This is a genomic window from Romboutsia sp. 1001285H_161024_C4 (assembly GCF_015550185.1).
Classification (GTDB): Bacteria; Bacillota; Clostridia; order Peptostreptococcales; family Peptostreptococcaceae; genus Romboutsia_C; species Romboutsia_C hominis.
In genome coordinates this window covers 161,342-187,758 of the sequence record NZ_JADNAJ010000003.1, presented here as the reverse complement: position 1 = coordinate 187,758, position 26,417 = coordinate 161,342, and the positions used below count along the sequence as shown (strand labels likewise).

The window sequence follows — 26,417 nt, the reverse complement described above, 5'->3', positions numbered from 1 at the left end:
ACGAAAAAATAAACATAGCAAAGCTATAACTTTGCTATGTTATTTAATTTGTCAAAATCTAATATACTAATTTTACCTCTACTTGAAATAAGGATACCTTTATTCTTAAAATCAGTAAGTATACGACTTACAACCTCCCTACTAGTTCCAAGCTCCTGTGCTATTTTTTCCTGAGTTAAATATAAGTACTTGCTGCTATTAGCTTTTTGAGAAATTAATAATAAATATTTTGCTATTCTAATATCTACACTTTCAAAAGCTAATTCCTCTAATACTTTTAATACATTGTTAAATTTAGTATAAAGATTTTCAAATATATACTTTTGAAATTCTAATGTATTATAAATATACTTATTAAATATAGAACTTGGTATAAAAGCAATAACTGTTGGTTCTATAACTTCTGCAAATGCTGGAAAATGTTTATTAGTTAGCATACAAGACATAGAAAGATAACAAGTATCACCCTTCTCTAATTTATAAAGTGTCACCTCTCTACCTTTATCCGATAATTTATACACTCTTATAGATCCGCTTATTATAAGAGAGAAACCTAAGCAAGAAGAGCTTTCATATATTAATGTATAATCACTATCAAATTCTCTAATTATTAAAGAATTTTTTATAATTGATTTAGTTTCTTCATCTAATGTATTTAAAAATGGATATATATATATTAATTCATTCCAATGATTCATTAAATACCTCCAAGTAAATTTACTCATATTAAAAATATATCAAATTTATATATAATATACTACTATAAGTTAATTATACTTAATCTTAATACAGATAAAAAATAGTTTTTAGTGCATAAAGTAAATATTAAGATAGATTAATATTAGTTTGATAATTCCTGTAAAAAACAAAATTCAATTATTAAAATTATATTTTAAGTTATCATATATGAAAAAAATATTCTCATAAAAAACAAAATAAGGAGATAATTTTAGATAGAAGCACTTATATTTTGATTATGGCATTTTTAGTAGGCGTTAAACTTATATATGAGATAATACTTTAATAATATAACAAAATTAAATTACTATATTTAATACATATTTGTATTATTATAAACTTTTGCAAAATAAAAGGTGCCTAAATTTATTTGAATTTAGGCACCCTTTACTTTAATGATAGTCCTTATCTATTATTATTTTACATTTATAATGAGGATGTATTTTTTTAACTTCATCTTTTATATATTTTATTATTTCGTCATCAGATGTATCTTTATCATGGGAAGTTACCACATCAAATACTAAAGTTTTTACATCATCATTACCAATAATTCTAAAATCATGCATAGATTTAATATCTTTATGTTTTTTTAATATCTCATTAAGCTCATTTCTTGTTTTAACTATTTCACTATCTTTCATACATATAGGATCCATGTGAATAACTAAATGGATATTAAGTTCCTTAGATATATCATATTCGGCATTATCTATAATATTATGTATGGTCATAATATCTATAGTAGCAGGAATTTCAACATGTACAGATGCTATACGTCTTCCAACACCATAGTTATGAATTATTAAGTCGTGTACTCCTGATATATAGTCGTAAGATAATAATTTTTCATTTATAGCTTTAACTAAATGTGGATCTGGAGCTTCTCCAAGTAAAGGACTTATAGTTTCCTTGACTAACGTAAATCCTGCATAGATTATAGCTAGAGAAACTAAAACACCTATATAACCATCTATCGGAAAAGATATATACTTTGATGCTAGATAAGATAATACAACACAACTTGAAGTAAATACATCACCAAGTGCATCTGCTGCAGATGCTTTAAGTGCAGATGAGTCAATTTTTTGCCCAATATGCTTATTAAATCTACTTAGCCAAAGTTTTATTGCAATTGATATAATTAATAATATAAATGGTACAAATTCAAATACTACAACTTCTGGGTTTAGTATTCTTTGTATAGAAGTTTTCGTAAAGCTTACACCAACAAACATAACCATAAATGCAACTATTAAGGCTGATATATACTCTATTCGTCCATGCCCAAAGGGATGCTCTTTATCTGGAGGCATACTAGCTAACTTAAATCCTACTATAGTTATAATAGAAGATGCCATATCAGAGAAATTGTTAAAAGCATCAGCTGTTATTGCTATACTAGATGTTATAAATCCTACTGAAAATTTAATTATAAACAGTAGTAAATTTAAAACTATACCAACAATCCCAGCTAAGTAACCATATCTATTCCTAACACTTTCATTATTAATATCCTCACTATTTTTAATGAAAGATTTAACTAAAAAATTAGAAATCATAAAATACTCCTTCCTTAATCTAATTCTTAATATAATTGTTTGCAAATTACAATTATATAGTCTAATGTAATATTGATTAGTAAATGGTAAATAGCTACAATAATTTATTCCCAAAATTTACAGTAATAATCATATATTCATAATTATACATAATAACTCTCTATTTATAAACCAAATATTAATATATAAATTATTAATTTAGTATAATTAAAAATAAATCAATATTGTAAACTATTTATCGGTTTTTATTAAATAGTATGTACTTTTTAATGAATTTGATAAAAAATATATTGACCCTTTTGTTACACAAGAGTTTATAATTTTAAAAGAAAGAAAGTGAAAAGGAGTGATATTATGATAAGTGAGTTTTTAAAATATGCAATCCCTTCTGCCTTCGCTATGCTTGTATCGGCATTATACACTATAATAGATGGAATTTTTGTTGGGCAAGGTGTAGGAGATAACGCGTTAGCAGCAGTCAATATAGTACTGCCATTTACAGTAATGTTAGTTGGTATAGCTAATATGATGGCTGTAGGGGGAGGAGCTTTAATCTCTAAAAATATAGGAGCTAAAAATATTGAAAAAGCAGTAAATATATTTAGACAGGTATGTAAATTCTTACTTATAGTAACTGTATTTATAAGTTTAGTATGTGTTATATTTGCAAAGCCTATAGTAAAAATGCTAGGAGCGACGGAAGCTCTTGAAACATTGGCAGTTGACTATTTAAAATACTATGCAATATTTTGTATTCCTAACCTAGTAGGATTAGCACTTAACAGTTTCGTAAGAAATGACGGAAAACCAAAATTAGCAATGTATTCCATAATAGCAGGTGCTATAACTAATATAATATTAGATTATGTATTCATATTCCCATTTGGACTTGGAATAAAAGGTGCAGCTATAGCAACAGGACTTGGACAGATAGTAACAGTAGCTATAATGCTTCCTCATTTTATACAGAAAAAAGGTTGTTTAACTTTTGGGAAAGTAAAAATAGAAAAAGAAGTTATAAGTGATTTATTAAAGATAGGGTTTCCTTCTTTCTTATCTCAAATAAGTTTCTCTTTTATAGTGCTTGTTCATAATTTGACATTAGTAAATGTTATGGGAGAAATAGGAGTATCGGCATATAGTATATTAAATTATATTGGAACTAATATATATATGGTACTATTTGGATTGACATTAGGAGCACAACCTCTTATTAGTTATAACTTTGGGAGAAAAGATAAAGATAAGGTGTTAAAATATTACAAAATTAATTCTATGGCATCTATAGTTACAACAGCTGTATTTGTAGTAATATGTTATGTATTTGGAAAACAAATAATAGGAATTTTTACAAATGATAAACAAATATTAGAAATAGCATATTTTGCTGTTAAGCTAGGAACTTTAAGTTATTTCATGGTTGGGTTAAATATAGGAACAATAGTGTTTTACCAAGCTATAGAAATGCCAAAGTTATCTACTTTAATATGTTTATTTAGATCTGTTATATTCTTACCGATATCTTTATTTGTACTATCTAAAGTATTCGGTGCAGATGGTATATGGGCAGGTACATTAGTATCTGAATCATTAACATTTATAGCAATAAACTTAATAGCTAATATAAAAACTTCAACAACTAAATCAATAAATAAACTTGTAGAAACTGCACAGTAAAAAGTAAAGCTATGAACAATAGAGTAAAATCTTTATTGTTCATAGCTTTTTATTATTTTTGTAAATTAAAAATGTATAGTTTATTTTAATGTTAATTTTATTTTTGAAACTGTTCTTTTATTAGATTTATTTTATAAAAGCATGTTATCTCTTTAAGTATATGGTCATTTAGCATATACTATAAAAAGATATAAATTTAGAGGTGATTAAATGGAAAAATACTTTTCAATAGGAGAAATGGCTAAATTAAATAATATATCCATAGAAACATTAAGACATTACGATCGATATAATTTATTAAACCCAGATTATATAAATGAAAAAACAGGATATAGATATTATTCTATAAAAAGTTTTATGAAGCTTGATATTATAAAAAAATGTAAAGCAATAGGTCTATCCTTAGATGAAATAAAGGATGTAATGAATGACTATGATTCATTAGGATCTATACTAAAAACACTTGAAAAACAAAAGGATCTTGTAAACAAAAAACTACATGAGTTAAATACTATAAAGGAAAGTATAGAACACCTTGAAAATGATATAAAAGACTCGCTTGCTATTGGACTTAATAATGTATTCATAAAATATAATGAAGAAAGAAAAATGATAAAATATAATTACTCTGGAAGGTATACAGAAGAATTTGAAATGAATCTTAGAAAAAGTCTAGTAGAAATAGAAGAAATGTATAATACATTTAATTATCAAATAGTTTTTTCAACATCTTACAATGACTTAATAAATAAAGATAAATTAACTTATACAAGAACTATGATAAAAACAGAAGATGTATTAAATACAGATGAGAGAATAATAATCCTACCTAAAGGAAACTACCTTACAATGTATTTTGATGATACCTTTTATGATATTAAAAAATACTATAATTTAATAATAAACTATATAAAGGAAAAAAATGTAAAAGTTATTGGAGATTTCCATGAAGTATATATAATAACAAGAGCAAATAGTAGTGGTGAAATAAAAGCACTAGCACAAATAGAGATACTTATTGAAAATAATATTTAGGGAATAGTTAAAAGGATATATCTTTTTAATAAATTATATTTATGGTATAATAAAAATTTAGTAAAAGATAAAAATAACTATATACAACATAGGAGGCAACAGATGGCTAATACATTTTATATAGTAAGACATGGACAAACCAATTGGAACATATTAGGTAAAACGCAAGGGCATGGAAACTCTGATTTAACAGCTAAGGGAGAAGAACAAGCAATTTGTCTTGGTGAAGCTTTAAAAGAGTACCCAATAGATTACATATACAGTAGTGATTTAGGAAGGGCGCTACAAACTGCTAATCTTATAGGAGAAAAAATAGGTGTTAAGGTAAAAGAAACACCTGCACTTAGAGAAATGGGATTTGGTGTTTGGGAAGGTCTTTTAATAGATGAAATTAAAAAAGATTATTTAGAAACTTATAATACTTGGAGAAATGAACCTCATCTAGTAAATATAGAAGGTGGAGAAACTCTTCATTTAATAAAGGATAGATTAGAAGTATTTATAAAAGAATTAAATGAGAAATATAATGACAAACATATATTATTAGTCAGTCATTCTGTAACTGTTAGAGTATTACTATTATCATTTTTAAACTCAGGTATGGAAAATATATACAGAATAAAGCAAGATAATACGGCTTTAAACATAGTAGAATATAGAGATTATGGCCCAGTAATAATAAAAATGAATGATACTAATCATATAAAAAACAATGAAAAGATAAACAACTCTGCATTAGAATAGGAGATATTTATGTCAAAAGTAATAGTAGTTGGTGGTGGTCCATCAGGTATGATGGCAGCTATTACAGCTTCAAAAAATAATAATGAAGTTATACTTATAGAAAGAAATGAAGAATTAGGAAAAAAGCTTAGAGTCACGGGCGGAGGAAGATGTAATCTTACTAATTATAGAGATATAGAAGATTTCTTTGATAAGATAGTAACTAACAAAAAATTTTTATATAGTAGTTTTTATACATTTACTAATCATAGCTTATTGGAGTATTTTAAAAGTAATGGATTAGAATATATAATAGAAGATTTTAATGATCATAAGGTATATACTAAATCAGGTAAATCAGAAGAAGTTATAGATATCCTAAAAAATGACTTAAAAGATAACAGTGTTAAAGTTATATATAATAAACAAGTTATAGATATAATAGTAGAAAATGATGCAGTTTCTGGTGTAATACTTAATGATGGTCAAAATATAAAGGGAGATAAGGTTATAATATCAACTGGAGGGAAAAGCTACCCTCATACAGGTTCGGATGGATCAATGTATGATATATTAGTTAAACATAATCACACATTGAAAAAAATATATCCAGCACTTACTCCACTTACTATAAAGGAGCATTGGATAAAAAATTTACAAGGTGTATCTATACAAAATGTAGAAATATCTTGTAAGATAAGAAATAAAAAGATATATCAAGTGGGAGATATATTATTTGCACACTTTGGCCTAACAGGTCCTTGTGTACTTAAACTATCTTCTTATATAAATAAATATGTAGAAGATAACTTAATAGAACTTAACATAGACTTCTTGCCAAATACTAGTTCAGATGAAATATCTAAAATAATAAGAGAGAATCCTAATAAAAATATAATAAATAATTTAAGAAGATTACTTCCACAAAACTTTTTAAAAGAAGTGCTTAAGATTCTTAATTTAACTGATAAAAAAGCAAATGAATTAACAAAAACAGATGAAGAGAAAATAATAAGCTATATAAAATCTATGAAACTTACTTGTAATGGTACTAAAGGAATAAAAACATCGCAAGTAACAAGTGGTGGAATATCAGTTAAAGAGATAAACTCTTCAACTATGGAATCAAAAATAATAAAAAATTTATATCTTACAGGGGAATTAATAGATATAGATGCAGAAACAGGGGGCTATAATTTACAAATAGCCTTTTCAACGGGATATTTAGCGGGAATAAGTGTATAGGTGATTAATATGAAAACATTAGCGATAAGAGGTGCAACAACGGTTGTTTCTAATACTAAAGCAGATATACTTGATGAGACTGCAAAGTTAGTACAAACTATAATAATAGAAAATGCATTAGATATTGATGATATAATAAGTATGTGTTTTACAATGACAAATGACTTAGATAAAGTATATCCATCAGTAGCAGTTAGGGATATATTAGATATAACAGATATTCCTATGCTTAACTTTGAAGAAAAATATATAGATGGAAGTCTTAAAATGTGCATAAGAATTATGATGCATGTAAATACAGACAAATCTAAAAAAGATATAAAACATATATATTTAAACAATGCTAAAGACTTAAGAAAAGATCTAATAACAAATATATACAAATAAATTTTATTAGATAATAGATAAAAAGTTAGGAGAAACAATTATGAGAAATTTAGTAATAGCAGTAGATGGTCCTGCAGGAGCAGGTAAAAGTACAATAGCTAAAATAATAGCAAATAGGTTAAATATAAACTATATAGATACAGGTGCAATGTACAGAGCAATAACTTACAAGTGTTTAAAAAATAATATAGATATAAATAACGAAGAAGAAGTAGTTAAGCTAGCCAAGGACACAGATATAGATTTTAGAGATAATAATATATATATAGATGGAAATATATTAAAAGAAGAAATAAGAACTATGGAAGTTAGTAATAATGTGTCTAATGTAGCTAAAATAAAAGAAGTTAGATATTTAATGGTAGATGTTCAAAGAGAAATAGGAAAAAGAAATTCTGTTATATTAGATGGAAGAGATATAGGTTCATATGTATTCCCTAATGCAGATTATAAATTCTATCTAGTAGCAACTCCAGAAGAAAGAGGTCAAAGACGTTTCAAGGAATTAAAAGAAAAAGGATATGAAACAACTCTTGAAGAAATAATTAAAGATATAATTAAGAGAGATGAAATAGATTCAAATCGAGAATTTGCGCCACTTGTTAAGGCTGATGATGCTATAGAAATAGATACAACTGGAAAAACTATAGATGATGTTGTTGAAAGTGTAATATCTAAAATAAATTTATAATAAGTTTAGTTTTGAAGGGAGATAGATGTGAGTTTTTATAATTTTGCAACAAAAGTTCTTTTAATGTTTTCAAAAACATTTTATAAATTTGAAGTAATAGGAAAAGAGAATATTCCAAATGAAGGAAATATAATAATAGCTTGTAATCATAAATCAAACTTAGACCCTATATTTATAGCATCAGCAATACAAAATAGAGAAATAGCAGCTATTGCTAAGAAGGAATTATTTAAATCAAAACCGCTGGCATTTATTTTAAATAAATTAAATGTTATACCGATAAATAGAGATAAGCCTGACGTGTCAACCATAAAAAATATTTTAAGATCTATAAAAGATGGGTATATATTAGGTATATTCCCAGAAGGAACAAGAGTTAAAGAACCAGGATTTGGACAGGCCAAAGGTGGGCTTACAGTATTTGCCGTAAAAGGAAAGGCTGATGTTGTTCCTATATCTATAATAAGTAATTATAAGTTTTTTAATAGAGTTACAGTATATATAGATAAGCCTATATCATTTAAAGAATACTATGGTAAAAAGCTTACTACTGAGGATAATGAAAGATTAGCTCAAAATGTATTAGAAGTTATTAAAGAAAATTATTATATACATTCAAAATAATTATTTTAATATAGGGAGAATGATATGAACGTAAAAATAGCTAAAGAAGCAGGATTTTGTTTTGGTGTAAAAAGAGCTATGAAAATGGCTTGGAATGAATTAGAAAAAAATAGTGATGGCATATATGCACTAGGTCCACTTATACATAATAAACAAGCAGTTAAAAAGTATGAAAATAAAGGACTTTTAACTATTGATGATATAAACTCTGTTCCAAATTCAAAACATATGATAATAAGATCTCATGGAGTAAGTGAAGATGTATATATAGAAGCGAGAGAAAAAGATATAAGCATAATAGATACAACTTGCCCGTTTGTAAAAAAGATTCATAGAAAAGCTAAATCTTACTATGATAAAGGGTATCAGATAATAGTTATAGGAGACTATAAACATCCAGAAGTCATCGGTATAAATGGATGGTGTAAAAATAATGCTATAATAATAAAAACACTAGATTATGCAAAAAATTTAGAATTTGATAAAGCTAAGAAATATTGTGTAGTAGCTCAAACTACAATAAATATAGAATTATATAAAGAGATAACAGATTACTTAGAATCTATTTTAGATAATGTAGTATTAAATAATACTATATGCTCAGCTACAAAAGTAAGACAAGAAGCTGCTAGAGAATTATCAAATGAAGTAGATTGTGTAGTTGTAATAGGTGGAAAACATAGTTCAAACACTCAAAAACTAGTTAATATATGCAAAGAGTATGTAGATACATATGCAATAGAAACAAAGGAAGAATTAGATATAGATACATTAAAAAAGTATGAAAATATTGGAATAACAGCTGGTGCATCAACACCAGATTGGATAATAGAAGATGTTGTTACATTTATAAAATCATTATAAGAAGTAAATTACTACTCAAAGCTTAGATTAAATATCTAAGCTTTTTATTTGTATAAAAATAATAATATGGATTTAATGCTTATAATATAGTAAACTAAAACAAAAAAGTAACATACAATTGTTAATTATAGAATAATTTATATAAGTAATAGTTATTTAAATAACGATATTTATAATAATATATAGATAACTATAGCTAAATAAGATAATACTAATATTAATAATTATGTTTTTTTATATAAAGCTTTGGGTATATATGTAGTATGTTAAAAATATATCAATATGGAGGTATAAATAATGAAAGTTATAGTTGTAGGATGCACTCATGCAGGAACAGCTGCAGTTATTAATATAAAAGAAAAATATCCAGAAAGTGAAATAGTAGTATATGAAAAAAATGATAATATATCATTTTTATCATGTGGTATAGCATTAAGTATTTCAAAAGTTGTAACTGAGCCAGAAAAGCTTTTTTATAACTCTCCTAAAGGTTTAGAAGATTTAGGAATCAAAGCAAATATGAAACATAAAGTTTTAGATATAGATTTTATTAATAAAAAAGTTAAGGTAAAAAACTTAATGGATAATGAAATATTAGAGGACACTTACGATAAGTTAATATTAACACTAGGCTCATGGCCAATAGTCCCTAGATTTGAAGGAGGAGAGTTAGAAAATATAGTATTATGCAAAAACTACGACCATGCAAAAACTATAATAAATAAAAGTAAAGATGCAAAAAATGTAGTTGTAATAGGTGCGGGTTATATAGGTGTAGAACTAGCTGAAGCCTTCAAAATTCAAGGCAAAAATACTATATTAATAGATGCAGAAGATAGGATAATGTCTAAATATTTAGATTCTGAATTTACAGATATAGCAGAAAAAACTTTTACAGAAAAAGGTGTAAGGTTAGAGCTAGGTCAAAAGGTCGAAAAATTTGAAGGTAAAGATGGTAAGGTAAGTAAGGTTATAACAAATAAAAGCAAATTTGAAGCAGACTTAGTTGTACTTTGTATTGGGTTTAAACCTAATACTCACTTACTTAAAGATAAAATAGATATGTTACCTAATGGAGCTATAATGATAGATGAGTATATGAGAACAAGTGCTAAAGATGTTTTTGCAGCAGGAGATTGTTGCGTAGTTAAATATAATCCAGCTAAAGATACTAGATATATACCACTTGCTACGAATGCAGTTAGAATGGGAACTTTAATAGCTAAAAACTTAGTTGAACCAAAATTAAAATATCTCGGAACACAAGGAACTTCAGGAATAAAGATATATGATTTATCAATAGCATCAACCGGACTTACAGAAGAAATGGCAAATAAAACAACTAAATTTAATGTAGGCTCAGTGATAGTTAAAGATAATTATAGACCTGAATTTATGCCAACATTTGAGGAAGTAATCTTAAAATTGGTATTTGATAAAGATAATCATAAAATTTTAGGTGGCCAAATTATATCTAAAGTAGATTTAACTCAATTTATGAACACATTATCTGTAGTTATACAAAATGAAATGACTTTGGAAGAATTGGCTGTAACAGACTTTTTCTTCCAACCTCACTTTAATAAACCTTGGAGTTTGTTAAATATAGCTGCACTTGAAGCTATAAAATAGAAATTAGAATAAGTATTATAAAAATATAATAGCATATAATATATAAAAAGACATGAATTAAACTTCATGTCTTTTTATATATTTAGAAGAAAAATTCAAGGATGGTATATAAATGAACTTAAAATCCATAAAACTTAAATTATTTAATATAGGCAAAACTATAACTAATAGCTATATAAAAGATAATAATATAAAAGGGAAAATTATTAGATATGGTAATAATAAAAGACAATATTATAAGGTATACACTCCTTATAGCAGTAATTTAAAGTCAACTATATTTTTTATACATGGTGGAGGCTGGTGGCATGGAAATCCATCACTTTATAGTGGTGTAGGGAAATTTTTTTATAAATTAGGATATCAAACTGTATTATGTGGATATAGGCTAGTTCCTTTTCATAGATACCCAACTCAGATAGATGATGTATTTAAAGCTTTAAAACACTATATAGAATGTAATAAAGAAATAAATAGTATAGTAATTGCAGGATATTCGGCAGGTGGAGAATTAGCTTCTCGTTTAGTGTTCGACCATGATAGACAGTTAAAATATAATATTAATAAAGATTTATTAAAGGGTTTTATATCATTGTCTGGAGTGCTTGATTTTTCAAAATGTACTTCTATATACTCTAGAATATTGGTGAACAATTATGTATATAAAAGTAATATTAAAAAAGCAAATCCTATAAGCCTTTTAAACAAAGAAGTTAATTTACCTATACTGTGTATTCATGGAGAAAGTGATTCTTTAATTAATGTTAATACTTCTATATCTTTTATTAAAAAAGTAAATAATCTAGATGAAAATACTATACTTAAAACAATAAAAAGAGCAGAACACGAAGATACAATAGATATAGTAAGAGGAGATGGAAATAAATATTCTGAATATATATTAAGATTTATAAAGGAAATAGATGATATAAAGAAAATAGATATATAGATACATTTTTATGAATAATGATTATAGTAAGTGTTTTAAAAGTAAAGGAGTAACCATGAATAAAATTGAAAATAATTACTACATAGATAATATAAAGTTTGTACTCATATTCTTTGTAGTATTTGGTCATCTAATAGAACGATATATGGAAGGAAATTATATTTTAATGGGTATATATATATTTATATATACTTTTCATATGCCTTTATTTATATTTATATCAGGGCTACTTTCGAAAAATATAAACAAAAGCAGAAAGTTTCTTTTAAGAAAGTTACTTATACCGTATATTGTATTAAATTTAATTTGGTATTCCTTGGCATATCTATATACAAAGGAAACTTACATACCAGTTATATATCCGGGATGGACCTTATGGTTTTTATTAAGCCTATTTTTTTGGAGGATATCTCTTAAATATTTAATAAAGATTAAATATATACTTCCTATAAGTTTTATACTTGGTATTTTTATTGGGCTTGTTCCTAATGGTTCAATGTTATCTTTTTCAAGAACAATAGTATATTTGCCCTTTTTCTTATTAGGATATTATACTAATATAAATACATTAAATAAGTTATATAATAGTATAAATATATGGATTAGCATTTTGGGAATAAGTATGTTTATAGCATTAGCTTTATTTATATCCGAAAATAATATTATAAGCTATAGCTTTTTATATGGTTCATACTCTTATTTAGAACTTGGAATGAATATATTTAAGGGTAGTGTATATAGGGTTATTTTATATTTATGTAGTATAATACTTTCTACATTTATATTAACTGTGATACCTAATAAAAAGACCTTTTACACTTCAATGGGAAAGTCGACTATGTATGTGTATGTTTACCATATATACGTAATATTAATAATATTTTATTTAGTACCTGCTTGGAATAAAAATATTTTGACTATGTGGATTATACTTGCAAGCCCTATATTTGTAACATATATATTATCTAAAAAAGTTTTTGCAAGAGTATACGATAAATTCTTTAATAGCATATTTAAGTTAATAAAGTAACAAATACACTCATAAAAGCAACAGCTTAAAGCTGTAGCTTTTTATTTTTGATATCCTTATATTATAGTTTCTTTATATAAATTATAGATGTTAAAGGTATATACAAGTCGTAATTCTTATTGGATGCTTTATCTATATGTTTTCTATTTAAAACAACTTCTATAGGAGTTACTCTTATGATTTCACCGTATAGTTTTTCTTTAGATAGATATGAGTATATTTCAACATATTCATTTAAAAAATCTAAAGCATATTCATACATAGTGTCAACTCCTTAAAATATATTTACTATAAATATATTAAATATATAAACAGATTGTTACATATATTATGAAATTATTTATTAATTTATATAGCTAATAAATTATCATATCTAAGTAAAAGGATTAAAAGTGACTTATGTAGAATAAGAAATAATCTTAAAATAAATCTATTGAAAAACTACGATAAAATATATGGGTATAAATGTAAACTTAGATAAAATCAGTATTAAAACTGGTGCAACAGCAATACTTCCTCATGAGAGCAATATATTTAAAGAAAAACTGTTGACTTAATCTTATTTAATAAATAATTTTGGAAAGAGTAGAGGGTTCATGCAAGTAGAAAAACTTGGAATCATTGAAACACTAATAATACTTACAAATACTTTAAGTGTAGTAACTTGAATTATAGCTTTAGTAAAATATATGATAAAGCAAAATGAAGATTTGAATAATTATTTAGATATAAAATAATAATACAAAAGCTACATTAATTTACATATTTATATGTTAATATATACTTATATACAGCAAGGGAGATGATAATATGAAATGGATTAAACCTATAAAAGAATATAAGCCATTTAATGAACAAGAAAGTAAAGATAAGGAAATAATACTAAAAGCTATAAATGATTTTGACGATGTGTTAACTAGAAATAATGAAATAGCTCATCTAACATCTTCTACATTTGTAGTAAATAAATCACGTGATAAAGTTTTAATGGTACATCACAATATCTATAATACTTGGTCATGGATGGGAGGACATAATGATGGAGATGATGACTTTTTAAGGGTGGCTATAAAAGAACTAGAAGAAGAAACAGGTGTTAAAAATCCAAGGATAATAGGAAATGATATATTTTCTATAGACATATTAGAAGTTAAAAGCCACATCAAAAGAGGAAAATATGTAGCCCCTCATCTTCATTTATCTATAGCATATTTAGTGGAAGCTGATGAAAATGAAGAATTAATAGTTAAAGAAGATGAAAATAGTGGGGTTATGTGGATACCTATAAATAAATTAGATAAATACGTAAAAAATGAGCCTCATATGTTAAGACTATACAATAAATTTATAGATAAAATGAATACCAAATGATAAAGAGGATGAAATTTTATGAAAAATTTAGACGGTTATATTAATATCATAAAAAGATTGCCAAATAAAGAAAAATACACTAGAGAAGATTTGTTAACAGAAGGCTTACTGCTAGATAGGGATAAAAATCTAGAAATATACTATATTCCAATAAGTGAAAAAATAAGTATTTGCACTAGAGTGTTTATAGTTGGTATAACACCAGGATTTGAGCAGATGAGTACATATATATCTAACTTTAAAAATGGATTAGAAAATTCTTATAACATATATAACAGACAAAGTAATTGCAAAATCTCTTCACCATTTAGCAAAAGTTTGACTAAAAATATTATATACATGTTAGATGAAGTTAAATTAAATGAAGCTTTAAACATAAAAAGTTGTGAAGAATTATTTAATTCTAATAGTCATTTGTTATACACAGATGCTCTTATTCCTTATCCTGTTTTTGTAAATAGCAAAAATTATACAGGCCATACTCCAAAGCTTATGAAAAATAAGCTACTGATGAAATACATTAATAACAACTTTAAAAATAAATTAGAAGATTTAAAAGGGGTTTTAATAATACCTATGGGAAAAGCAGTAGAAGAAGTTTTGATACATTTAGCAGATGAAAAAATATTAGATAGAGACCAAATACTAATAGGATTTCCTCACCCATCAGGTGCTAATGCTTATAGATTAATCCAATTAAAAGAGAATAAAGATAATATGATTAAAATAATAAAAAAGCATAACTTTAACTTATAATATTAGGGGGATAACATGGGAGTATGTAAAAATGAGATGAAAAAACTTATTAGAGGAGAAGTGGAAGCTGTATATATAACATCAGAGATAGAGTTACATGATACTACAGCTATTTCTGTTCAAGTATGGAATTATGATAAAGAAAAAGATATAATATCATATACCACATTAACTAAATCAAATATGAGTAAACCATACCTTATAAAAATAAAAAATGGAACTGAATTTGTAGATAAAAAGTATGTAGGTGAGAGTTTAACAGATGATGCGAAACTTACATTAACGACTAAAGAGAATGCATATAAACTTTTAGAAAGTTTAAAATAGATAAAATATCCTACATATATCTTGGTTAAAGATATATGTAGGATATTTTAATATAAAAATTAAATGTATGTATATTTAATCATAAATAAAAGGAATAATATAACATAGGTGATAAAATGTATATACTTAATCTAGATACTAGAGATAAATATGATAATTTTACTGAAGGATTTTACAATAAAAATAATTCTTATATTATACTAAGTGATCCTAAGCAATTAAATCTACTTAAAAATATATTAGAGATAGATGAAATTACTTTTAATGATTGCCTTAAATTTGATGAAAATATAAAATTAGATTTATTTGATAATTATGATTTTCTTAGCATAAATACCTTTGAAATAATGAATAATGATATATACGTAGAAGAAATAAATATATACTTATCAGAAAATTTTGTATTAGTTGTATGCAATGAAGAAAATTTTATATTCGAATTTGTAAAAAATATAATAACTAATAATATTAAATTAAATAATACTTCTAATATAGTTATTTTATTTAATATTAATTATTTAATACTTAAAAATATAATAATGCATCAATTTGAAATACTAGAAAAGATAGAAGATATCATATTAAAATTAGAAGATGATATACTTGAAAATGCAATAGATGAACATGTAATAAAAATAAATCATATAAGAGGCATAACTAGATCTATCGTAAAAAATACAAGACCCCTTTTATATATAGGTGATAGAATATTAAAGGAAAATATAAGGTACTTGAAATACTCTGATATAAGGAAGCAAAATCTCGAAAACTTTCAAAGTATAGACTTTGGTATAGAGAAACTTTATTCATTTTCTTTATCCACTAGAGAACTAGCAGATAAGCTTCTTGATATTTATTCTTCTCAAGTAGCAGAAAAAACTAATAGCTTGATAACAAAACTTACTTTACTTACAGCAATATCATCGCCATTGACTATTATAACAGGTATATATGGGATGAACTTTAGATTTATGCCAGAACTTGACTTTGTATATGCTTATCCAATAGTTATAACTGTTATGATTATAATAGTTATAATAGGCATTCTAATATTCAAACTAAAAAATCTACTTTGATTATATCTCTTAATTTAATATTTTAATACTACAAATACTGGAATATAATGGTTAAAACTATTTTTTAATTGAAAATGATTTATTAATATATTTTTTAGAGGGTTTAAACCCTCTTTTTTATTTTATATTAGATTAACTTAATTATTTTAAGTCGTCTCATTTGATCAAAAGGCATTTTAGTTTATTTAATTAAGTTAAAATACTTAAAAATTAATATTATTAAGAAAGCTTTATTCTTTATAAGAAGTAGTGTAAAATTACAATTATAAATAAATTCACAGTAGGAGGTAATATGGAAAAATTATACTATACAAATCAATATATAAAAGAATTCGTCGCAGAAATAGAGGAAATATTAGAAGTAAATGGAAAATATCATATAGTATTAGATAAAACAGCATTTTTCCCTGGTGGTGGTGGACAGTTTTGCGATTTAGGAAAGATAGATGTTCATGATGTTTTAGATGTATATGAAAAAGACAATAAGGTATACCATGTAGTGGAAAAAAAACCTATAAAAATACATAAAGTAAAATGTTTTATAGATTGGGAAAGAAGAGAAGATGGAATGCATCAACATTTTGCACAGCATATATTATCAGGATGCTTTTATACTTTATTTAAAAAAAATACAACTGCTTTTCATTTAGGTAGTGAGATAAGTACTGTCGATATAAAAGGTCCTCTTACTACTGATGAAATAAGAGAAGTTGAAAGAATGGCAAATGATATAATAAGTGAAAATATAGAGGTAGAAACATTGATTCCATCTAAAAAAGATTTAAAAAAGATATGGATAAGAAGAGATTTACCAGATACTTCAGAAGAAATAAGAATTGTTAAAATAGGTGATTTAGACTCTAATGCTTGTTGTGGTGTTCACCCAAAGTCTACACTAGATGTTAGAATGATAAAGATAAGAAGATGGGAAAAAAATAAGGATTCTATAAGAATCGAATTTTTAGCAGGAAAAAGAGCTATAAACAGCTCTCTAAAAAGAGATATTTATTTAACGGATATTTGTAGATATTTAAGTTCAACTGAAGAAGAAGCTATAAATGGTGTTAAAAAACTTCACGATAAACTTGAAGATGCCCTTTATGAAAAAAGGAAGATTGAAGATGTTATTGTTAATTTTGAAATAAAAGAGATGATAAATAATTCAGATAAGGTAAATGATATATCTATTATAAAAAAGATATACATAGATAAGGATATCAAGTATATATCTAAAATAGCATCTAAAATAACTGAGTCAGAAAATGTTATATCTTTAGTTGGAGTTAAAAATGATGGTAGAGTTAATTTAGTTTTTGCTAGTTCTAAAAATATAAATACTATTAGTATGAACAATATCTTAAGAGATACAATGACACTGCTTGATGGAAGAGGAGGAGGAAGTACATTCTTAGCCCAAGGTGGTGGTAAAAATAACGGTAACTTAGAAGTAGCTATTGATTATGCTTTTGATAAAATAAAAAAAGAGTTGATTTAGTTGTTAAAGGTAAGTGTAGATTTCTATAAGTGCTATACTTACCTTATTATGTATGTTTTGGATTCTAAAATATATATTTTTAATTATATAACTTACTTTAGTTTACATAATTAAATTATTTTAAAACCTTTTTTTATTTAAATGATTAAAATTAAGTAAAAATACTTAGATTAGATTATAAGTGCATATTATTTATTCTAGATATAAATCAACATGATTTTTATAACTCTCTCTTAAAATCTAATTTAAACATTCGAATTTAGAATAAAACTTATAGAATTTTTATAAAATAATTTACAAATTAAGTCGAGATTATTATTAGACATTTTCAGAATAAAGGAGAATTTATGTTTATAAAAAATAGAGAAAATATAAATTTATATATTGAAGAATATGGGGAAGGTAAGAATTGTATATATATACATGGTGGTCCTGGGTCTTGGAGTGAAGATTTTAAAATTTATTGTAAGGACGAGTTTAGTAAATTTTGTAATATGATATATTTAGACCAAAGAGGGTGCGGACGTTCTGATGGAAACTTGGATGATGACTATTCTATAAACAGTTTAGTTGATGATATTGAGGATATACGTAAAAATCTTAAATTAAATAAACTTATTTTAATAGCACATTCTTTCGGTGGGATAATAGCAGTAAATTATGCATATAAATATAAAGAGCATGTTGAAGCTTTAATATTAACTAATTGCACTTTGAATTTAAATGATTCTTTACAAAGTCAAGTAGAGTATGGATGTAAGTTATTAAATATAGATATTGATATATATAAATATGACGAACTTATAACTAAGTGGACTTTGGTTGCCAATAAACTGATCAGAGATGATTTGTATTATAAATTACAGTATATGAATTATTCTAATTATAAAAATATTGAAATAATAGATAAAAATATGGTTAATGAAAATTTAGCTAAAAAAGCATTTTTTAATGAAGACTATTTTTACGACTATACAAATCTAACTAGAAGCTTAAATGTAAAAACACTTATAATCTGTGGTGATGAAGATTATTCTATTGGAATTGATCATTATAAAGATTTTAATTTTAAAAACAAGACCGTAAAAATATTAAAAAGTAAACACAATCCATATGTAGAAAATACAAAAGAATATATTTCTGTTGTTAGGGAGTTTTTAGAAAGTATTTAATAGTTTACTGAACATAAATTTTATTAAATAATAGTGATGTTAGAAAAGATATTAGTTTTGAACTAACATCACTATTATTTTGTTTTAAAAATTTGATATATAATTTAAATTGGGCATAATTGATGTATCATACATACTTAAGTTTACATAATTAAATTATTTTAAATGTTTTTCTGTGTTTTATAAATAAAACAACTTCAAAATATTAAAAAACTTCCTTAATTCAATTTAAAGGTTATAATTTTTATTAACATATTTACTGTTGAATAAATTTAAATATCGCCTTAAAAACGAATATAAAAAGTTAGTTTTATTACTATTTTATTTTAGAATATTTATTATCATCCTAACTTGAATAAATTTTCAGAGATTTTTTCGCTAGCTTCAACATCCATATTTTTAAGTGCGTGAGCGTAAATATTTAATGTTGTATTTATATTAGAATGACCCACTCTTTCTGATATAACTTTTATAGGTACTTTTGAATTTATAAGTAAAGTTACATGTGAATGTCTTAAATCATGAAATCTTATATGTTCTAAATTATTCTCGCATAAAAATTTACTAAACTTTTTGCTAAGGACATCTTGGGCTATAGGTTGTCCATTTTTATCATAGAATAACAAGTTAAAAGGATTTTTTATGCCTTTTAATTTAGCTTCTAATTGTTTTTTCTTATGTTCTTTTAGTAAAGATATAATCTCTATAGGAACTGATATTGTTCTTTCTGAACTTTCAGTTTTAGGTTCTTTAAGTATAACTTTGCCTTCATTTCTTACAGTTATTTTATCTATTGTTATAGTATTTTCATTAAAATCTATATTATCCCAAGTTAGCCCTAGTGTTTCAGATATTCTAAGTCCTAATCCTGAAGCTAGATATATAGGTAGTTTTAAAGGTGTATTTTCACAAGTTTTAAGTAATTTTACCATATTATCTTTATCATATATATTATTTTTAAACTTTCTAATTCTTGGAGTTTCTACACAATCTACAATATTTTCTCTTATAAGTCTTAATCTATAAGCCTTTTTCATAGCTAAATTTAATATATTTATGTGTATCTTTATAGTTTGAGGGCTAAGAATTCCAACTAAATCATCTACGTAATTTTGTATATGTATAGGTTTTAAATCTTCTAACTTATGATTTCCTAGCTTAGGTATTATATACTTTTTGCATATTCTTAGATAACAATTATATGTAGTTATAGATAAATTTATCTTATGTTTTTCTAAAAAATCCAACAAAAAATTACCGAATTTTATAGAGTTTGGTGTAGCTAATTCATCGTTTAAAATGGATTCTTTTAATTCTATTAACTTCTTAGATGCATCTCTTTTTTTATCAAATGAACCCATATTTTTCTGTATCTTTTTTCCACTTTCAACATCTTTATATTCTAAATAAACTATATAGTTTTTGCTTCTTTTTCTTATAAATGCAAAGCTCATTCAATTCCTCCATATTATTACAATTATATATATATTATATCATAAAAGAAAAAATAAAAACATTTAAAGTTCTGACATACAACTGACATAATATGTTATGTATTGCTCTAATATGTTGAAAATACTTCACTTTATTTTTTTGGCATAAAACTATATATTTTATGTTTATAAAGAACAGTTAATGCATAAATCTCATAAGTTATATAAAAGTCTTTTGATTCTATATTGTTTTTTTATAATCAAAATTAAATTTCATCAAAGGGGAGTTAAAAATGTACAACTCTAAAATGAATGTTTTAGAAACAAAACGATGTATACTTAGACCTATAACTTTAAAAGATGCTCCAGATTTACATGAGTGTTATAAGCAAGAAATAGTCGTAAAATATCTCCCATTTAAAGCACATCAGAATATTTATGAAACTAGAGAATTTATAAAAAATTTCTTTTTAAAAAAGTATAATGAGAACAAACTAGCCCATTACGCAATAGTATTAAAATCAAACAAAAAAGTTATAGGTAATATAGGTTTTAACAATATCTCTAAAGATAATAAAAAGGGAGAAATCGGAATATGCATAAACCCATCTTATTGGGGGTATGATTTATCAACCGAATTAGCTAGAGAGATCGTAAAATATGGATTTAAAAAATTAAAACTTGAGGAAATTATAGCTATAACTTATGAAGACAATAATTATTCAATAAAATCATTAGAAAACTTAAATTTTGAATATATAAAAACCTATTACAAAACATTTCATTCATCTAATAAAAAAGTAAAATGTAATTTATATAAAATATCACGAAAAAATTACTTAATGAGTAAATATAAATAAAATTTAACATCTATAATAAGGAGATGAAATTTTTATGAAAGATTTGAATGATAATTGGATAGATGATCATTTAAAGTATGCTATATCTAGTACATTAGGTGTAGAAAATTTTAATGTTACAAAAAATGAACTAAAGTTATTAGAAAAATTAGACTTATCAGATAAAAATATATCAAGTTTAAAAGGGATAGAGCATGCAGTCAATTTAAAACATCTCAATTTATGTAGAAACGAGATAAGGGATGCTTCTTTACTTTCTAAGTTAGTTAATTTAAATACATTAGAGTTATCAGAAAATAAAATTGAAGATGTTAGCTTTTTGAGTGATTTGGTAAATTTAAAATCTATAGGATTAGATAGTAACAATATATCCGAAATAAGCAATTTAGCTAATCTTACAGAGTTACAGATATTAAATATTTCAAATAATCAAATTCAAGATTTAACTTTTTTAGATTCTATTAGATCTGATAATATTAAAATTATAGCTAGCGATCAGTATATAATGCTAAATCCTGTAACTGTTTATAAAGGTCAAGACTATATTTTTAATAGTCCAATTCATTTTAGTGATGAAACTATAGTGTTATTAGACAATGTCCAGGTAAGAGGTAACTATAATTCGATTAAAACAGATAAAAGACCTTCTATATTATATTCAATTTCTAAAGTAATGATAAAAAATATCCTTTCTAATTGTTTGTTAAAGGCTGATTTTTATCATGAAATTCCATTTTCAAAATCTACTATATTAAGTGGTACAATAATCCAACAAATAAATTTAAAGATAAAAAATGTTTTAAGTGTTTTTGAGCCTGACAATATAGTTAAAATAAGTTCATTATCAAGAATATCTGGAAATTTATTTGTAGTAAATAAAGAAGCAGGTACTAATACTAAAAGTATACCATTAAAAGAAAAAACTATTACCATTATAGATAGTAATGGTAATAAAGCTTATTCATTAACCAATGAAAATGGATCATATGAGTTTAAGAATTTAAAAAAAGGAAGATATACATTACTTTTTCCATTTTTAAATGGCTATGAGTACACAACACCATCTTTAGTTATATGTAATTTATCACAAAAAGGAGAAATAATCATAGATTCTAGGGTATATAAAAAATAAAAGCGGTATTTACATACCGCTTTAACTTTCTAAAACTTTAAATCCTTCTCCTAATACCTCATGAACATTACTAACTATTATAAATGCATTGGGATCTTTCAATTTAACCAATCTTTTTAAGTGAACTTCTTGATTTCTAGGAACCACTACTAAAAGTACTTCTTTTTTATCATCAGTATATCCACCTCTACCATTTAATATAGTAACACCTCTAGATAAATCATTAGTTATAACTTCTTTTAAGCTCTCCGCTTCTTTAGATATTATAAGGAAAGCTTTAGAGTAATCAAATCCTTCCATTATTGCATCTGCTACCTTGACCATTGTATAGAGTGCTATAGCAGAATAAAGAGCAATTTCAATATTTTTACTAGCAATTCCTGAAGATATAACTACAAAAGCATCTAAACATACCATAAATTGTGTAGGCTTAATACCTTTAAACCTTTTGCTAAGTATAAGTGCAATTAAATCAGTACCACCAGTAGAAGCATCTGCTCTAAACATTATACCTATACCTATACCTAGTAGTATAGCACCTGATATAGCTGATAATAATAAATCATTTGTCACAATTAGGTCAGAAATTGGAGCCATTAAATTTACTATAATAGAAAACATAACTGTACCTATTAAGGTTTTTATAGAATTTTTTCCTCCAAGTATTTTAAATGAAAATATAACTAGAGGAACACCTATAGCTAACATTATAAAAGATACTGACATGCCCGTAACCTTACTTAATACTACAGAAAGGCCGCTAAGTCCTCCAGGTGCTATTGTGTGTGGCTTTAAGAACATATTAATACCTATACTCATAGATATACACCCTAATATTAATCCAAAAGCTTCTACAAGTAACTTAGAATTTTCCTTTTTCATTTTTACCCCCATTATATTAAATTGTCAAATTTTATCACATTTATATATTATAACAGTAAATACATAGTATATAAAGTATAATAATTATATAGTAAAATAAATTTCGTTTATTATTGATATCAAAGGGTATAATATAAATAAATTTATATAATTTAAATGATATATTTTTATTAATTTCTAGTATATTTTGTAAAATTTAATTGATTATATACACAATAAAAGTATATAATATATATAAATTTAATAATTGAAAGGAAATGATTATATGAAGGTTACTTTACCACAAACAGCGGTAGATACGCTAAAAGACATATTAAAAGATAATCAAGACAGACCTCATAATATAAGAGTATACTTTGCAGGTATAGGCTGAGGGGGTCCATCATTTGGAATTGCTCTGGATGAGCAAAAGGCTGATGACTTACAATACGATGTAGATGGATTACATTTTATAATGAGTAAAGATGACTATACTAAGTATGGAGATATAGTTATAGAAGATACAGGATACGGCTTCAAAGTTATACCTGAAAATATGAAAGATGATAATGGATGCGGTGGAGGATGCTCTGGTTGCGGACATTAATATCTAAAAAGAGTATTAGCAAATGCTAATACTCTTTATTTTTTACTAAAATTAATGTATTATTAATAGATAATAAAGTATAAAGCAAGGAGCAACTTATGAGAAGAAGAAAAGTAAAGGGTGCAGATATAAAATTATTAAGCTATGAAAATTATGTACTAAAAGATAACATAGAACAATTTAAAGGAAAATGGAATAAAAGATTTGAAAATAATAATCCTATACATGTAGAATTTGGTACAGGTAGAGGAAAATTTTTAACCACTTTAGCTAAAGAAAATCCTAATATAAACTACATAGCTTTTGAAATAAAAGAAGAAGTTCTATTAAAGGCTGTGGAAAAGGCTATAGAAAATAACTTAGATAATATTTTATTTGCATGGGCAAATGCAGCTAATATATTAGATTATTTTGAAAAAGAAGAACTATCTAGAATTTATATAAATTTTTGTGACCCTTGGCCAAAGAAAAGATGGGCAAAGAGACGACTTACACATAAAAACTTTTTAAATATGTATAATGAAATTTTAAATGATGATGGAGAGATACATTTTAAAACTGATAATGAAAATTTATTTGAATTTAGTTTAAATGAAATCACTGATAACAACTGGAAATTAAAAAATATATCTCTAGACTTAGCAAATAGTGAATTTGAAAATGTAACAACAGAATATGAAGATAAATTTATGTCTTATGGAATGAAAATATTTAGATGTGAAGCTAGAAAAAAATAAGAGGTGATATCACCTCTTATTTTTTAAAATATTCCGTTTTTTCTTCTCATAGTATATAATCCCAAACATACAACTAACAAATATAGTATGTATAAGATAATTCTTGTTGACTGTAACTCAGTATTTGAATGATGAGGTAGTACTGAAAGTATTGCAGATATTCCTATAAGTAGTGGATTTATAACGATTTGCTTATCGCTTCTTAAAACCATGATTTTTCCAATCCAAACAATAGATAAAATTAAAAATAAAATCTTTAATATAAATTCTATAGTGTCTAACATATTCAAAACTCCCCTTAACTCAGTGGATTTATTTTATAGTATTTCCATACAAAGTATATTTAATCATTAGCTTATGATATTGATGGTTATGTACTAATTTTTAATATACATAAATTTAATTATAATACTATTTGGTATAAAAATAAACATATTAAATAATAATTAATATAACTAAATTAATTAAAGGAGTTTAAAATGTGTATATATAATCATAATCTTAATAATAATAACGAAAATATATTAAAGGAAAATGAACTTATTATACTAAAAAAAATATACAAATGTATAGATATAGGAGATATTAATGAAGCTAAAAAATTAACTAATGATTTAATACAACTTCAAGATAATCTATATAATATAAAAATATTAACTACAGCTTATAATTTAATTAAGTAATTTATATAATATAGAGATATTCAAATAATAAATAGCATATTTATTATATATAGATATCTGGGGGGGATATTATGAATTTACGATTTATAAATTGGTATACTCAAGCCCTTGGAGCCATATTGGGAATAATGGCATGTGTATATGCATATTTAAAAGGATTTATATGTACATATAATAATATTTCTGTGTTTTTTGATACTATGAATTTCTTTGAAATAGTATCTAGTTATCTCTTATTACCTTTATGCATAACAACTTTTATATTATCTATAATAAAGGGATATGGCACTGACAAAGAACCTTTAAATAATAATTTAGAAAAATTAAATCTGATCTTTATTTCATTAAATGTCATTATAGGTTTTATTGGAGCTAGGATATATTTTTTAATACCTGCTTTATTTATATTATTTAATGTTTTTATGGATAATGTATTTAAAGAATATAAGGAGATTGATAGTGATGATGAGTGCATTAAAAATAATTGTCTGTTAAGCAGTAATGATATGGATTTAATTTTAATGAATACAAAAAAGGAGATAGCATTAGAACTTTTACTGAAAAATGCTGATATAGAGTTTATTGTTGATATTACAGGTTTATCTAAAGAAGAAATAATAGATATCGGTAAAAACTTAAATTAAGAAAAAAAGATACTAATTTATTAAATTAGTATCTTTTTTTGTTTATATAAAATGATATAGATTCATAATTTAATGCAAAAACTTAAATGAGATTAAATCTGTTTAC

The 26,417-nt window shown here is 24.7% G+C and carries 30 protein-coding genes; 24 read left to right on the top strand and 6 right to left on the bottom strand.

Features of this window, described 5'->3' with window-relative positions; translation table 11 throughout:
- Positions 1-23 precede the first annotated feature (23 nt).
- A complete protein-coding gene (locus I1959_RS07535) occupies positions 24-698 on the bottom strand; it encodes a Crp/Fnr family transcriptional regulator (protein WP_166505404.1) in 675 nt (224 codons plus the stop codon).
- A 432-nt stretch (positions 699-1,130) separates the two neighbouring features.
- The gene (locus I1959_RS07530; protein ID WP_195237751.1) at positions 1,131-2,300 is read right to left on the bottom strand and encodes a cation diffusion facilitator family transporter; all 1,170 of its coding nucleotides are present in this window, start codon (positions 2,298-2,300) and stop codon (positions 1,131-1,133) included.
- A gap of 354 nt (positions 2,301-2,654) precedes the next feature.
- On the opposite strand from I1959_RS07530, the gene I1959_RS07525 reads away from it, so the two are divergent.
- The 11 genes from I1959_RS07525 to I1959_RS07475 all read left to right on the top strand — a co-directional run bounded on the left by I1959_RS07525 (position 2,655) and on the right by I1959_RS07475 (position 13,157).
- Positions 2,655-3,977, top strand: a complete 1,323-nt coding sequence (locus I1959_RS07525; RefSeq protein ID WP_092925808.1) for an MATE family efflux transporter — start codon at positions 2,655-2,657, stop codon at positions 3,975-3,977.
- A gap of 210 nt (positions 3,978-4,187) precedes the next feature.
- Positions 4,188-5,012, top strand: coding sequence for a MerR family transcriptional regulator (locus I1959_RS07520; RefSeq protein WP_166505402.1), 825 nt, complete (start codon positions 4,188-4,190; stop codon positions 5,010-5,012).
- Positions 5,013-5,114: 102 nt separating this feature from the next.
- Positions 5,115-5,756: a histidine phosphatase family protein gene (locus tag I1959_RS07515; protein ID WP_092925812.1), complete on the top strand. Its 642-nt coding sequence runs from the start codon at positions 5,115-5,117 to the stop codon at positions 5,754-5,756.
- Between the two features lie 9 nt (positions 5,757-5,765).
- On the top strand, positions 5,766-6,980 hold the full coding sequence (locus tag I1959_RS07510) for an NAD(P)/FAD-dependent oxidoreductase (RefSeq protein ID WP_166505401.1): 1,215 nt from the start codon (positions 5,766-5,768) through the stop codon (positions 6,978-6,980).
- A 9-nt stretch (positions 6,981-6,989) separates the two neighbouring features.
- Positions 6,990-7,367: a chorismate mutase gene (aroH, locus tag I1959_RS07505; protein ID WP_092925815.1), complete on the top strand. Its 378-nt coding sequence runs from the start codon at positions 6,990-6,992 to the stop codon at positions 7,365-7,367.
- A 40-nt stretch (positions 7,368-7,407) separates the two neighbouring features.
- Positions 7,408-8,058, top strand: coding sequence for a (d)CMP kinase (gene cmk, locus I1959_RS07500; protein WP_092925817.1), 651 nt, complete (start codon positions 7,408-7,410; stop codon positions 8,056-8,058).
- A 27-nt stretch (positions 8,059-8,085) separates the two neighbouring features.
- Positions 8,086-8,682 (top strand): lysophospholipid acyltransferase family protein, encoded by a 597-nt coding sequence (locus I1959_RS07495; protein WP_240275826.1) that lies wholly within the window; start codon positions 8,086-8,088, stop codon positions 8,680-8,682.
- A gap of 24 nt (positions 8,683-8,706) precedes the next feature.
- On the top strand, positions 8,707-9,546 hold the full coding sequence (locus tag I1959_RS07490) for a 4-hydroxy-3-methylbut-2-enyl diphosphate reductase (RefSeq protein WP_195237750.1): 840 nt from the start codon (positions 8,707-8,709) through the stop codon (positions 9,544-9,546).
- Between the two features lie 297 nt (positions 9,547-9,843).
- The gene (locus I1959_RS07485; RefSeq protein WP_092925821.1) at positions 9,844-11,178 is read left to right on the top strand and encodes an FAD-dependent oxidoreductase; all 1,335 of its coding nucleotides are present in this window, start codon (positions 9,844-9,846) and stop codon (positions 11,176-11,178) included.
- Positions 11,179-11,290: 112 nt separating this feature from the next.
- Positions 11,291-12,127: an alpha/beta hydrolase gene (locus I1959_RS07480; RefSeq protein ID WP_195237749.1), complete on the top strand. Its 837-nt coding sequence runs from the start codon at positions 11,291-11,293 to the stop codon at positions 12,125-12,127.
- 55 nt (positions 12,128-12,182) lie between these two features.
- Positions 12,183-13,157 (top strand): acyltransferase family protein, encoded by a 975-nt coding sequence (locus I1959_RS07475; protein WP_195237748.1) that lies wholly within the window; start codon positions 12,183-12,185, stop codon positions 13,155-13,157.
- A gap of 61 nt (positions 13,158-13,218) precedes the next feature.
- Here I1959_RS07475 and I1959_RS07470 read toward each other — a convergent pair whose 3' ends face one another.
- A complete protein-coding gene (locus I1959_RS07470) occupies positions 13,219-13,419 on the bottom strand; it encodes a hypothetical protein (protein WP_092925827.1) in 201 nt (66 codons plus the stop codon).
- A gap of 304 nt (positions 13,420-13,723) precedes the next feature.
- Between I1959_RS07470 and I1959_RS15880 the strand changes: the two genes are divergently transcribed.
- The 7 genes from I1959_RS15880 to I1959_RS07435 all read left to right on the top strand — a co-directional run bounded on the left by I1959_RS15880 (position 13,724) and on the right by I1959_RS07435 (position 19,354).
- On the top strand, positions 13,724-13,825 hold the full coding sequence (locus I1959_RS15880) for a P1 family peptidase (protein WP_202819474.1): 102 nt from the start codon (positions 13,724-13,726) through the stop codon (positions 13,823-13,825).
- 142 nt (positions 13,826-13,967) lie between these two features.
- The gene (locus I1959_RS07460; RefSeq protein ID WP_092925829.1) at positions 13,968-14,528 is read left to right on the top strand and encodes an NUDIX hydrolase; all 561 of its coding nucleotides are present in this window, start codon (positions 13,968-13,970) and stop codon (positions 14,526-14,528) included.
- Between the two features lie 18 nt (positions 14,529-14,546).
- The gene (locus I1959_RS07455) at positions 14,547-15,284 is read left to right on the top strand and encodes a hypothetical protein (RefSeq protein ID WP_195237747.1); all 738 of its coding nucleotides are present in this window, start codon (positions 14,547-14,549) and stop codon (positions 15,282-15,284) included.
- A 15-nt stretch (positions 15,285-15,299) separates the two neighbouring features.
- Positions 15,300-15,611, top strand: a complete 312-nt coding sequence (locus tag I1959_RS07450; RefSeq protein WP_092925833.1) for a hypothetical protein — start codon at positions 15,300-15,302, stop codon at positions 15,609-15,611.
- Between the two features lie 116 nt (positions 15,612-15,727).
- Positions 15,728-16,687, top strand: coding sequence for a magnesium transporter CorA family protein (locus I1959_RS07445; protein ID WP_195237745.1), 960 nt, complete (start codon positions 15,728-15,730; stop codon positions 16,685-16,687).
- Between the two features lie 292 nt (positions 16,688-16,979).
- The gene (locus tag I1959_RS07440; protein WP_195237743.1) at positions 16,980-18,182 is read left to right on the top strand and encodes an alanyl-tRNA editing protein; all 1,203 of its coding nucleotides are present in this window, start codon (positions 16,980-16,982) and stop codon (positions 18,180-18,182) included.
- A gap of 347 nt (positions 18,183-18,529) precedes the next feature.
- Positions 18,530-19,354 (top strand): alpha/beta fold hydrolase, encoded by an 825-nt coding sequence (locus I1959_RS07435; protein ID WP_092925839.1) that lies wholly within the window; start codon positions 18,530-18,532, stop codon positions 19,352-19,354.
- A gap of 341 nt (positions 19,355-19,695) precedes the next feature.
- On the opposite strand, the gene I1959_RS07430 is transcribed toward I1959_RS07435, so the two are convergent.
- The gene (locus tag I1959_RS07430; RefSeq protein WP_195237741.1) at positions 19,696-20,808 is read right to left on the bottom strand and encodes a tyrosine-type recombinase/integrase; all 1,113 of its coding nucleotides are present in this window, start codon (positions 20,806-20,808) and stop codon (positions 19,696-19,698) included.
- Positions 20,809-21,080: 272 nt separating this feature from the next.
- Between I1959_RS07430 and I1959_RS07425 the strand changes: the two genes are divergently transcribed.
- Together I1959_RS07425 and I1959_RS07420 are read left to right on the top strand one after the other, a co-directional pair.
- Positions 21,081-21,647, top strand: coding sequence for a GNAT family N-acetyltransferase (locus I1959_RS07425; RefSeq protein ID WP_092925843.1), 567 nt, complete (start codon positions 21,081-21,083; stop codon positions 21,645-21,647).
- A 34-nt stretch (positions 21,648-21,681) separates the two neighbouring features.
- The gene (locus I1959_RS07420) at positions 21,682-22,779 is read left to right on the top strand and encodes a leucine-rich repeat domain-containing protein (protein ID WP_092925845.1); all 1,098 of its coding nucleotides are present in this window, start codon (positions 21,682-21,684) and stop codon (positions 22,777-22,779) included.
- A gap of 21 nt (positions 22,780-22,800) precedes the next feature.
- Here I1959_RS07420 and I1959_RS07415 read toward each other — a convergent pair whose 3' ends face one another.
- Positions 22,801-23,661 (bottom strand): YitT family protein, encoded by an 861-nt coding sequence (locus I1959_RS07415; protein ID WP_092925847.1) that lies wholly within the window; start codon positions 23,659-23,661, stop codon positions 22,801-22,803.
- Positions 23,662-24,115: 454 nt separating this feature from the next.
- Here I1959_RS07415 and I1959_RS15650 point away from each other — a divergent pair, with 454 nt between their 5' ends.
- Both I1959_RS15650 and trmB read left to right on the top strand, forming a co-directional pair.
- On the top strand, positions 24,116-24,247 hold the full coding sequence (locus I1959_RS15650) for a hypothetical protein (protein ID WP_271892928.1): 132 nt from the start codon (positions 24,116-24,118) through the stop codon (positions 24,245-24,247).
- Positions 24,248-24,345: 98 nt separating this feature from the next.
- A complete protein-coding gene (trmB, locus tag I1959_RS07405) occupies positions 24,346-24,984 on the top strand; it encodes a tRNA (guanosine(46)-N7)-methyltransferase TrmB (RefSeq protein ID WP_195237739.1) in 639 nt (212 codons plus the stop codon).
- 23 nt (positions 24,985-25,007) lie between these two features.
- Here the strand turns inward: trmB and I1959_RS07400 are convergent, their stop codons facing one another.
- A complete protein-coding gene (locus I1959_RS07400) occupies positions 25,008-25,268 on the bottom strand; it encodes a hypothetical protein (RefSeq protein WP_092925853.1) in 261 nt (86 codons plus the stop codon).
- A 195-nt stretch (positions 25,269-25,463) separates the two neighbouring features.
- Between I1959_RS07400 and I1959_RS07395 the strand changes: the two genes are divergently transcribed.
- Both I1959_RS07395 and I1959_RS07390 read left to right on the top strand, forming a co-directional pair.
- Complete coding sequence (locus I1959_RS07395; protein ID WP_092925855.1) at positions 25,464-25,667, top strand: hypothetical protein; 204 nt, start codon at positions 25,464-25,466, stop codon at positions 25,665-25,667.
- A 71-nt stretch (positions 25,668-25,738) separates the two neighbouring features.
- Positions 25,739-26,311 carry a hypothetical protein gene (locus tag I1959_RS07390; RefSeq protein ID WP_195237738.1) on the top strand — a complete coding sequence of 191 codons (573 nt, stop codon included), beginning with the start codon at positions 25,739-25,741 and terminating at the stop codon, positions 26,309-26,311.
- Positions 26,312-26,417 lie beyond the last annotated feature (106 nt).

Excerpts from the sequence above, each read along its gene's own strand:
- I1959_RS07535 (WP_166505404.1), bottom strand. The coding sequence starts at position 698 with ATGAATCATTGGAATGAATTAATATATATATATCCATTTTTAAATACA.
- I1959_RS07530 (WP_195237751.1), bottom strand. The coding sequence starts at position 2,300 with ATGATTTCTAATTTTTTAGTTAAATCTTTCATTAAAAATAGTGAGGAT.
- I1959_RS07525 (WP_092925808.1), top strand. The coding sequence starts at position 2,655 with ATGATAAGTGAGTTTTTAAAATATGCAATCCCTTCTGCCTTCGCTATG.
- I1959_RS07520 (WP_166505402.1), top strand. The coding sequence starts at position 4,188 with ATGGAAAAATACTTTTCAATAGGAGAAATGGCTAAATTAAATAATATA.
- I1959_RS07515 (WP_092925812.1), top strand. The coding sequence starts at position 5,115 with ATGGCTAATACATTTTATATAGTAAGACATGGACAAACCAATTGGAAC.
- I1959_RS07510 (WP_166505401.1), top strand. The coding sequence starts at position 5,766 with ATGTCAAAAGTAATAGTAGTTGGTGGTGGTCCATCAGGTATGATGGCA.
- aroH (WP_092925815.1), top strand. The coding sequence starts at position 6,990 with ATGAAAACATTAGCGATAAGAGGTGCAACAACGGTTGTTTCTAATACT.
- cmk (WP_092925817.1), top strand. The coding sequence starts at position 7,408 with ATGAGAAATTTAGTAATAGCAGTAGATGGTCCTGCAGGAGCAGGTAAA.
- I1959_RS07490 (WP_195237750.1), top strand. The coding sequence starts at position 8,707 with ATGAACGTAAAAATAGCTAAAGAAGCAGGATTTTGTTTTGGTGTAAAA.
- I1959_RS07485 (WP_092925821.1), top strand. The coding sequence starts at position 9,844 with ATGAAAGTTATAGTTGTAGGATGCACTCATGCAGGAACAGCTGCAGTT.
- I1959_RS07480 (WP_195237749.1), top strand. The coding sequence starts at position 11,291 with ATGAACTTAAAATCCATAAAACTTAAATTATTTAATATAGGCAAAACT.
- I1959_RS07475 (WP_195237748.1), top strand. The coding sequence starts at position 12,183 with ATGAATAAAATTGAAAATAATTACTACATAGATAATATAAAGTTTGTA.
- I1959_RS07470 (WP_092925827.1), bottom strand. The coding sequence starts at position 13,419 with ATGTATGAATATGCTTTAGATTTTTTAAATGAATATGTTGAAATATAC.
- I1959_RS07460 (WP_092925829.1), top strand. The coding sequence starts at position 13,968 with ATGAAATGGATTAAACCTATAAAAGAATATAAGCCATTTAATGAACAA.
- I1959_RS07455 (WP_195237747.1), top strand. The coding sequence starts at position 14,547 with ATGAAAAATTTAGACGGTTATATTAATATCATAAAAAGATTGCCAAAT.
- I1959_RS07450 (WP_092925833.1), top strand. The coding sequence starts at position 15,300 with ATGGGAGTATGTAAAAATGAGATGAAAAAACTTATTAGAGGAGAAGTG.
- I1959_RS07445 (WP_195237745.1), top strand. The coding sequence starts at position 15,728 with ATGTATATACTTAATCTAGATACTAGAGATAAATATGATAATTTTACT.
- I1959_RS07440 (WP_195237743.1), top strand. The coding sequence starts at position 16,980 with ATGGAAAAATTATACTATACAAATCAATATATAAAAGAATTCGTCGCA.
- I1959_RS07435 (WP_092925839.1), top strand. The coding sequence starts at position 18,530 with ATGTTTATAAAAAATAGAGAAAATATAAATTTATATATTGAAGAATAT.
- I1959_RS07430 (WP_195237741.1), bottom strand. The coding sequence starts at position 20,808 with ATGAGCTTTGCATTTATAAGAAAAAGAAGCAAAAACTATATAGTTTAT.
- I1959_RS07425 (WP_092925843.1), top strand. The coding sequence starts at position 21,081 with ATGTACAACTCTAAAATGAATGTTTTAGAAACAAAACGATGTATACTT.
- I1959_RS07420 (WP_092925845.1), top strand. The coding sequence starts at position 21,682 with ATGAAAGATTTGAATGATAATTGGATAGATGATCATTTAAAGTATGCT.
- I1959_RS07415 (WP_092925847.1), bottom strand. The coding sequence starts at position 23,661 with ATGAAAAAGGAAAATTCTAAGTTACTTGTAGAAGCTTTTGGATTAATA.
- I1959_RS15650 (WP_271892928.1), top strand. The coding sequence starts at position 24,116 with ATGAGTAAAGATGACTATACTAAGTATGGAGATATAGTTATAGAAGAT.
- trmB (WP_195237739.1), top strand. The coding sequence starts at position 24,346 with ATGAGAAGAAGAAAAGTAAAGGGTGCAGATATAAAATTATTAAGCTAT.
- I1959_RS07400 (WP_092925853.1), bottom strand. The coding sequence starts at position 25,268 with ATGTTAGACACTATAGAATTTATATTAAAGATTTTATTTTTAATTTTA.
- I1959_RS07395 (WP_092925855.1), top strand. The coding sequence starts at position 25,464 with ATGTGTATATATAATCATAATCTTAATAATAATAACGAAAATATATTA.
- I1959_RS07390 (WP_195237738.1), top strand. The coding sequence starts at position 25,739 with ATGAATTTACGATTTATAAATTGGTATACTCAAGCCCTTGGAGCCATA.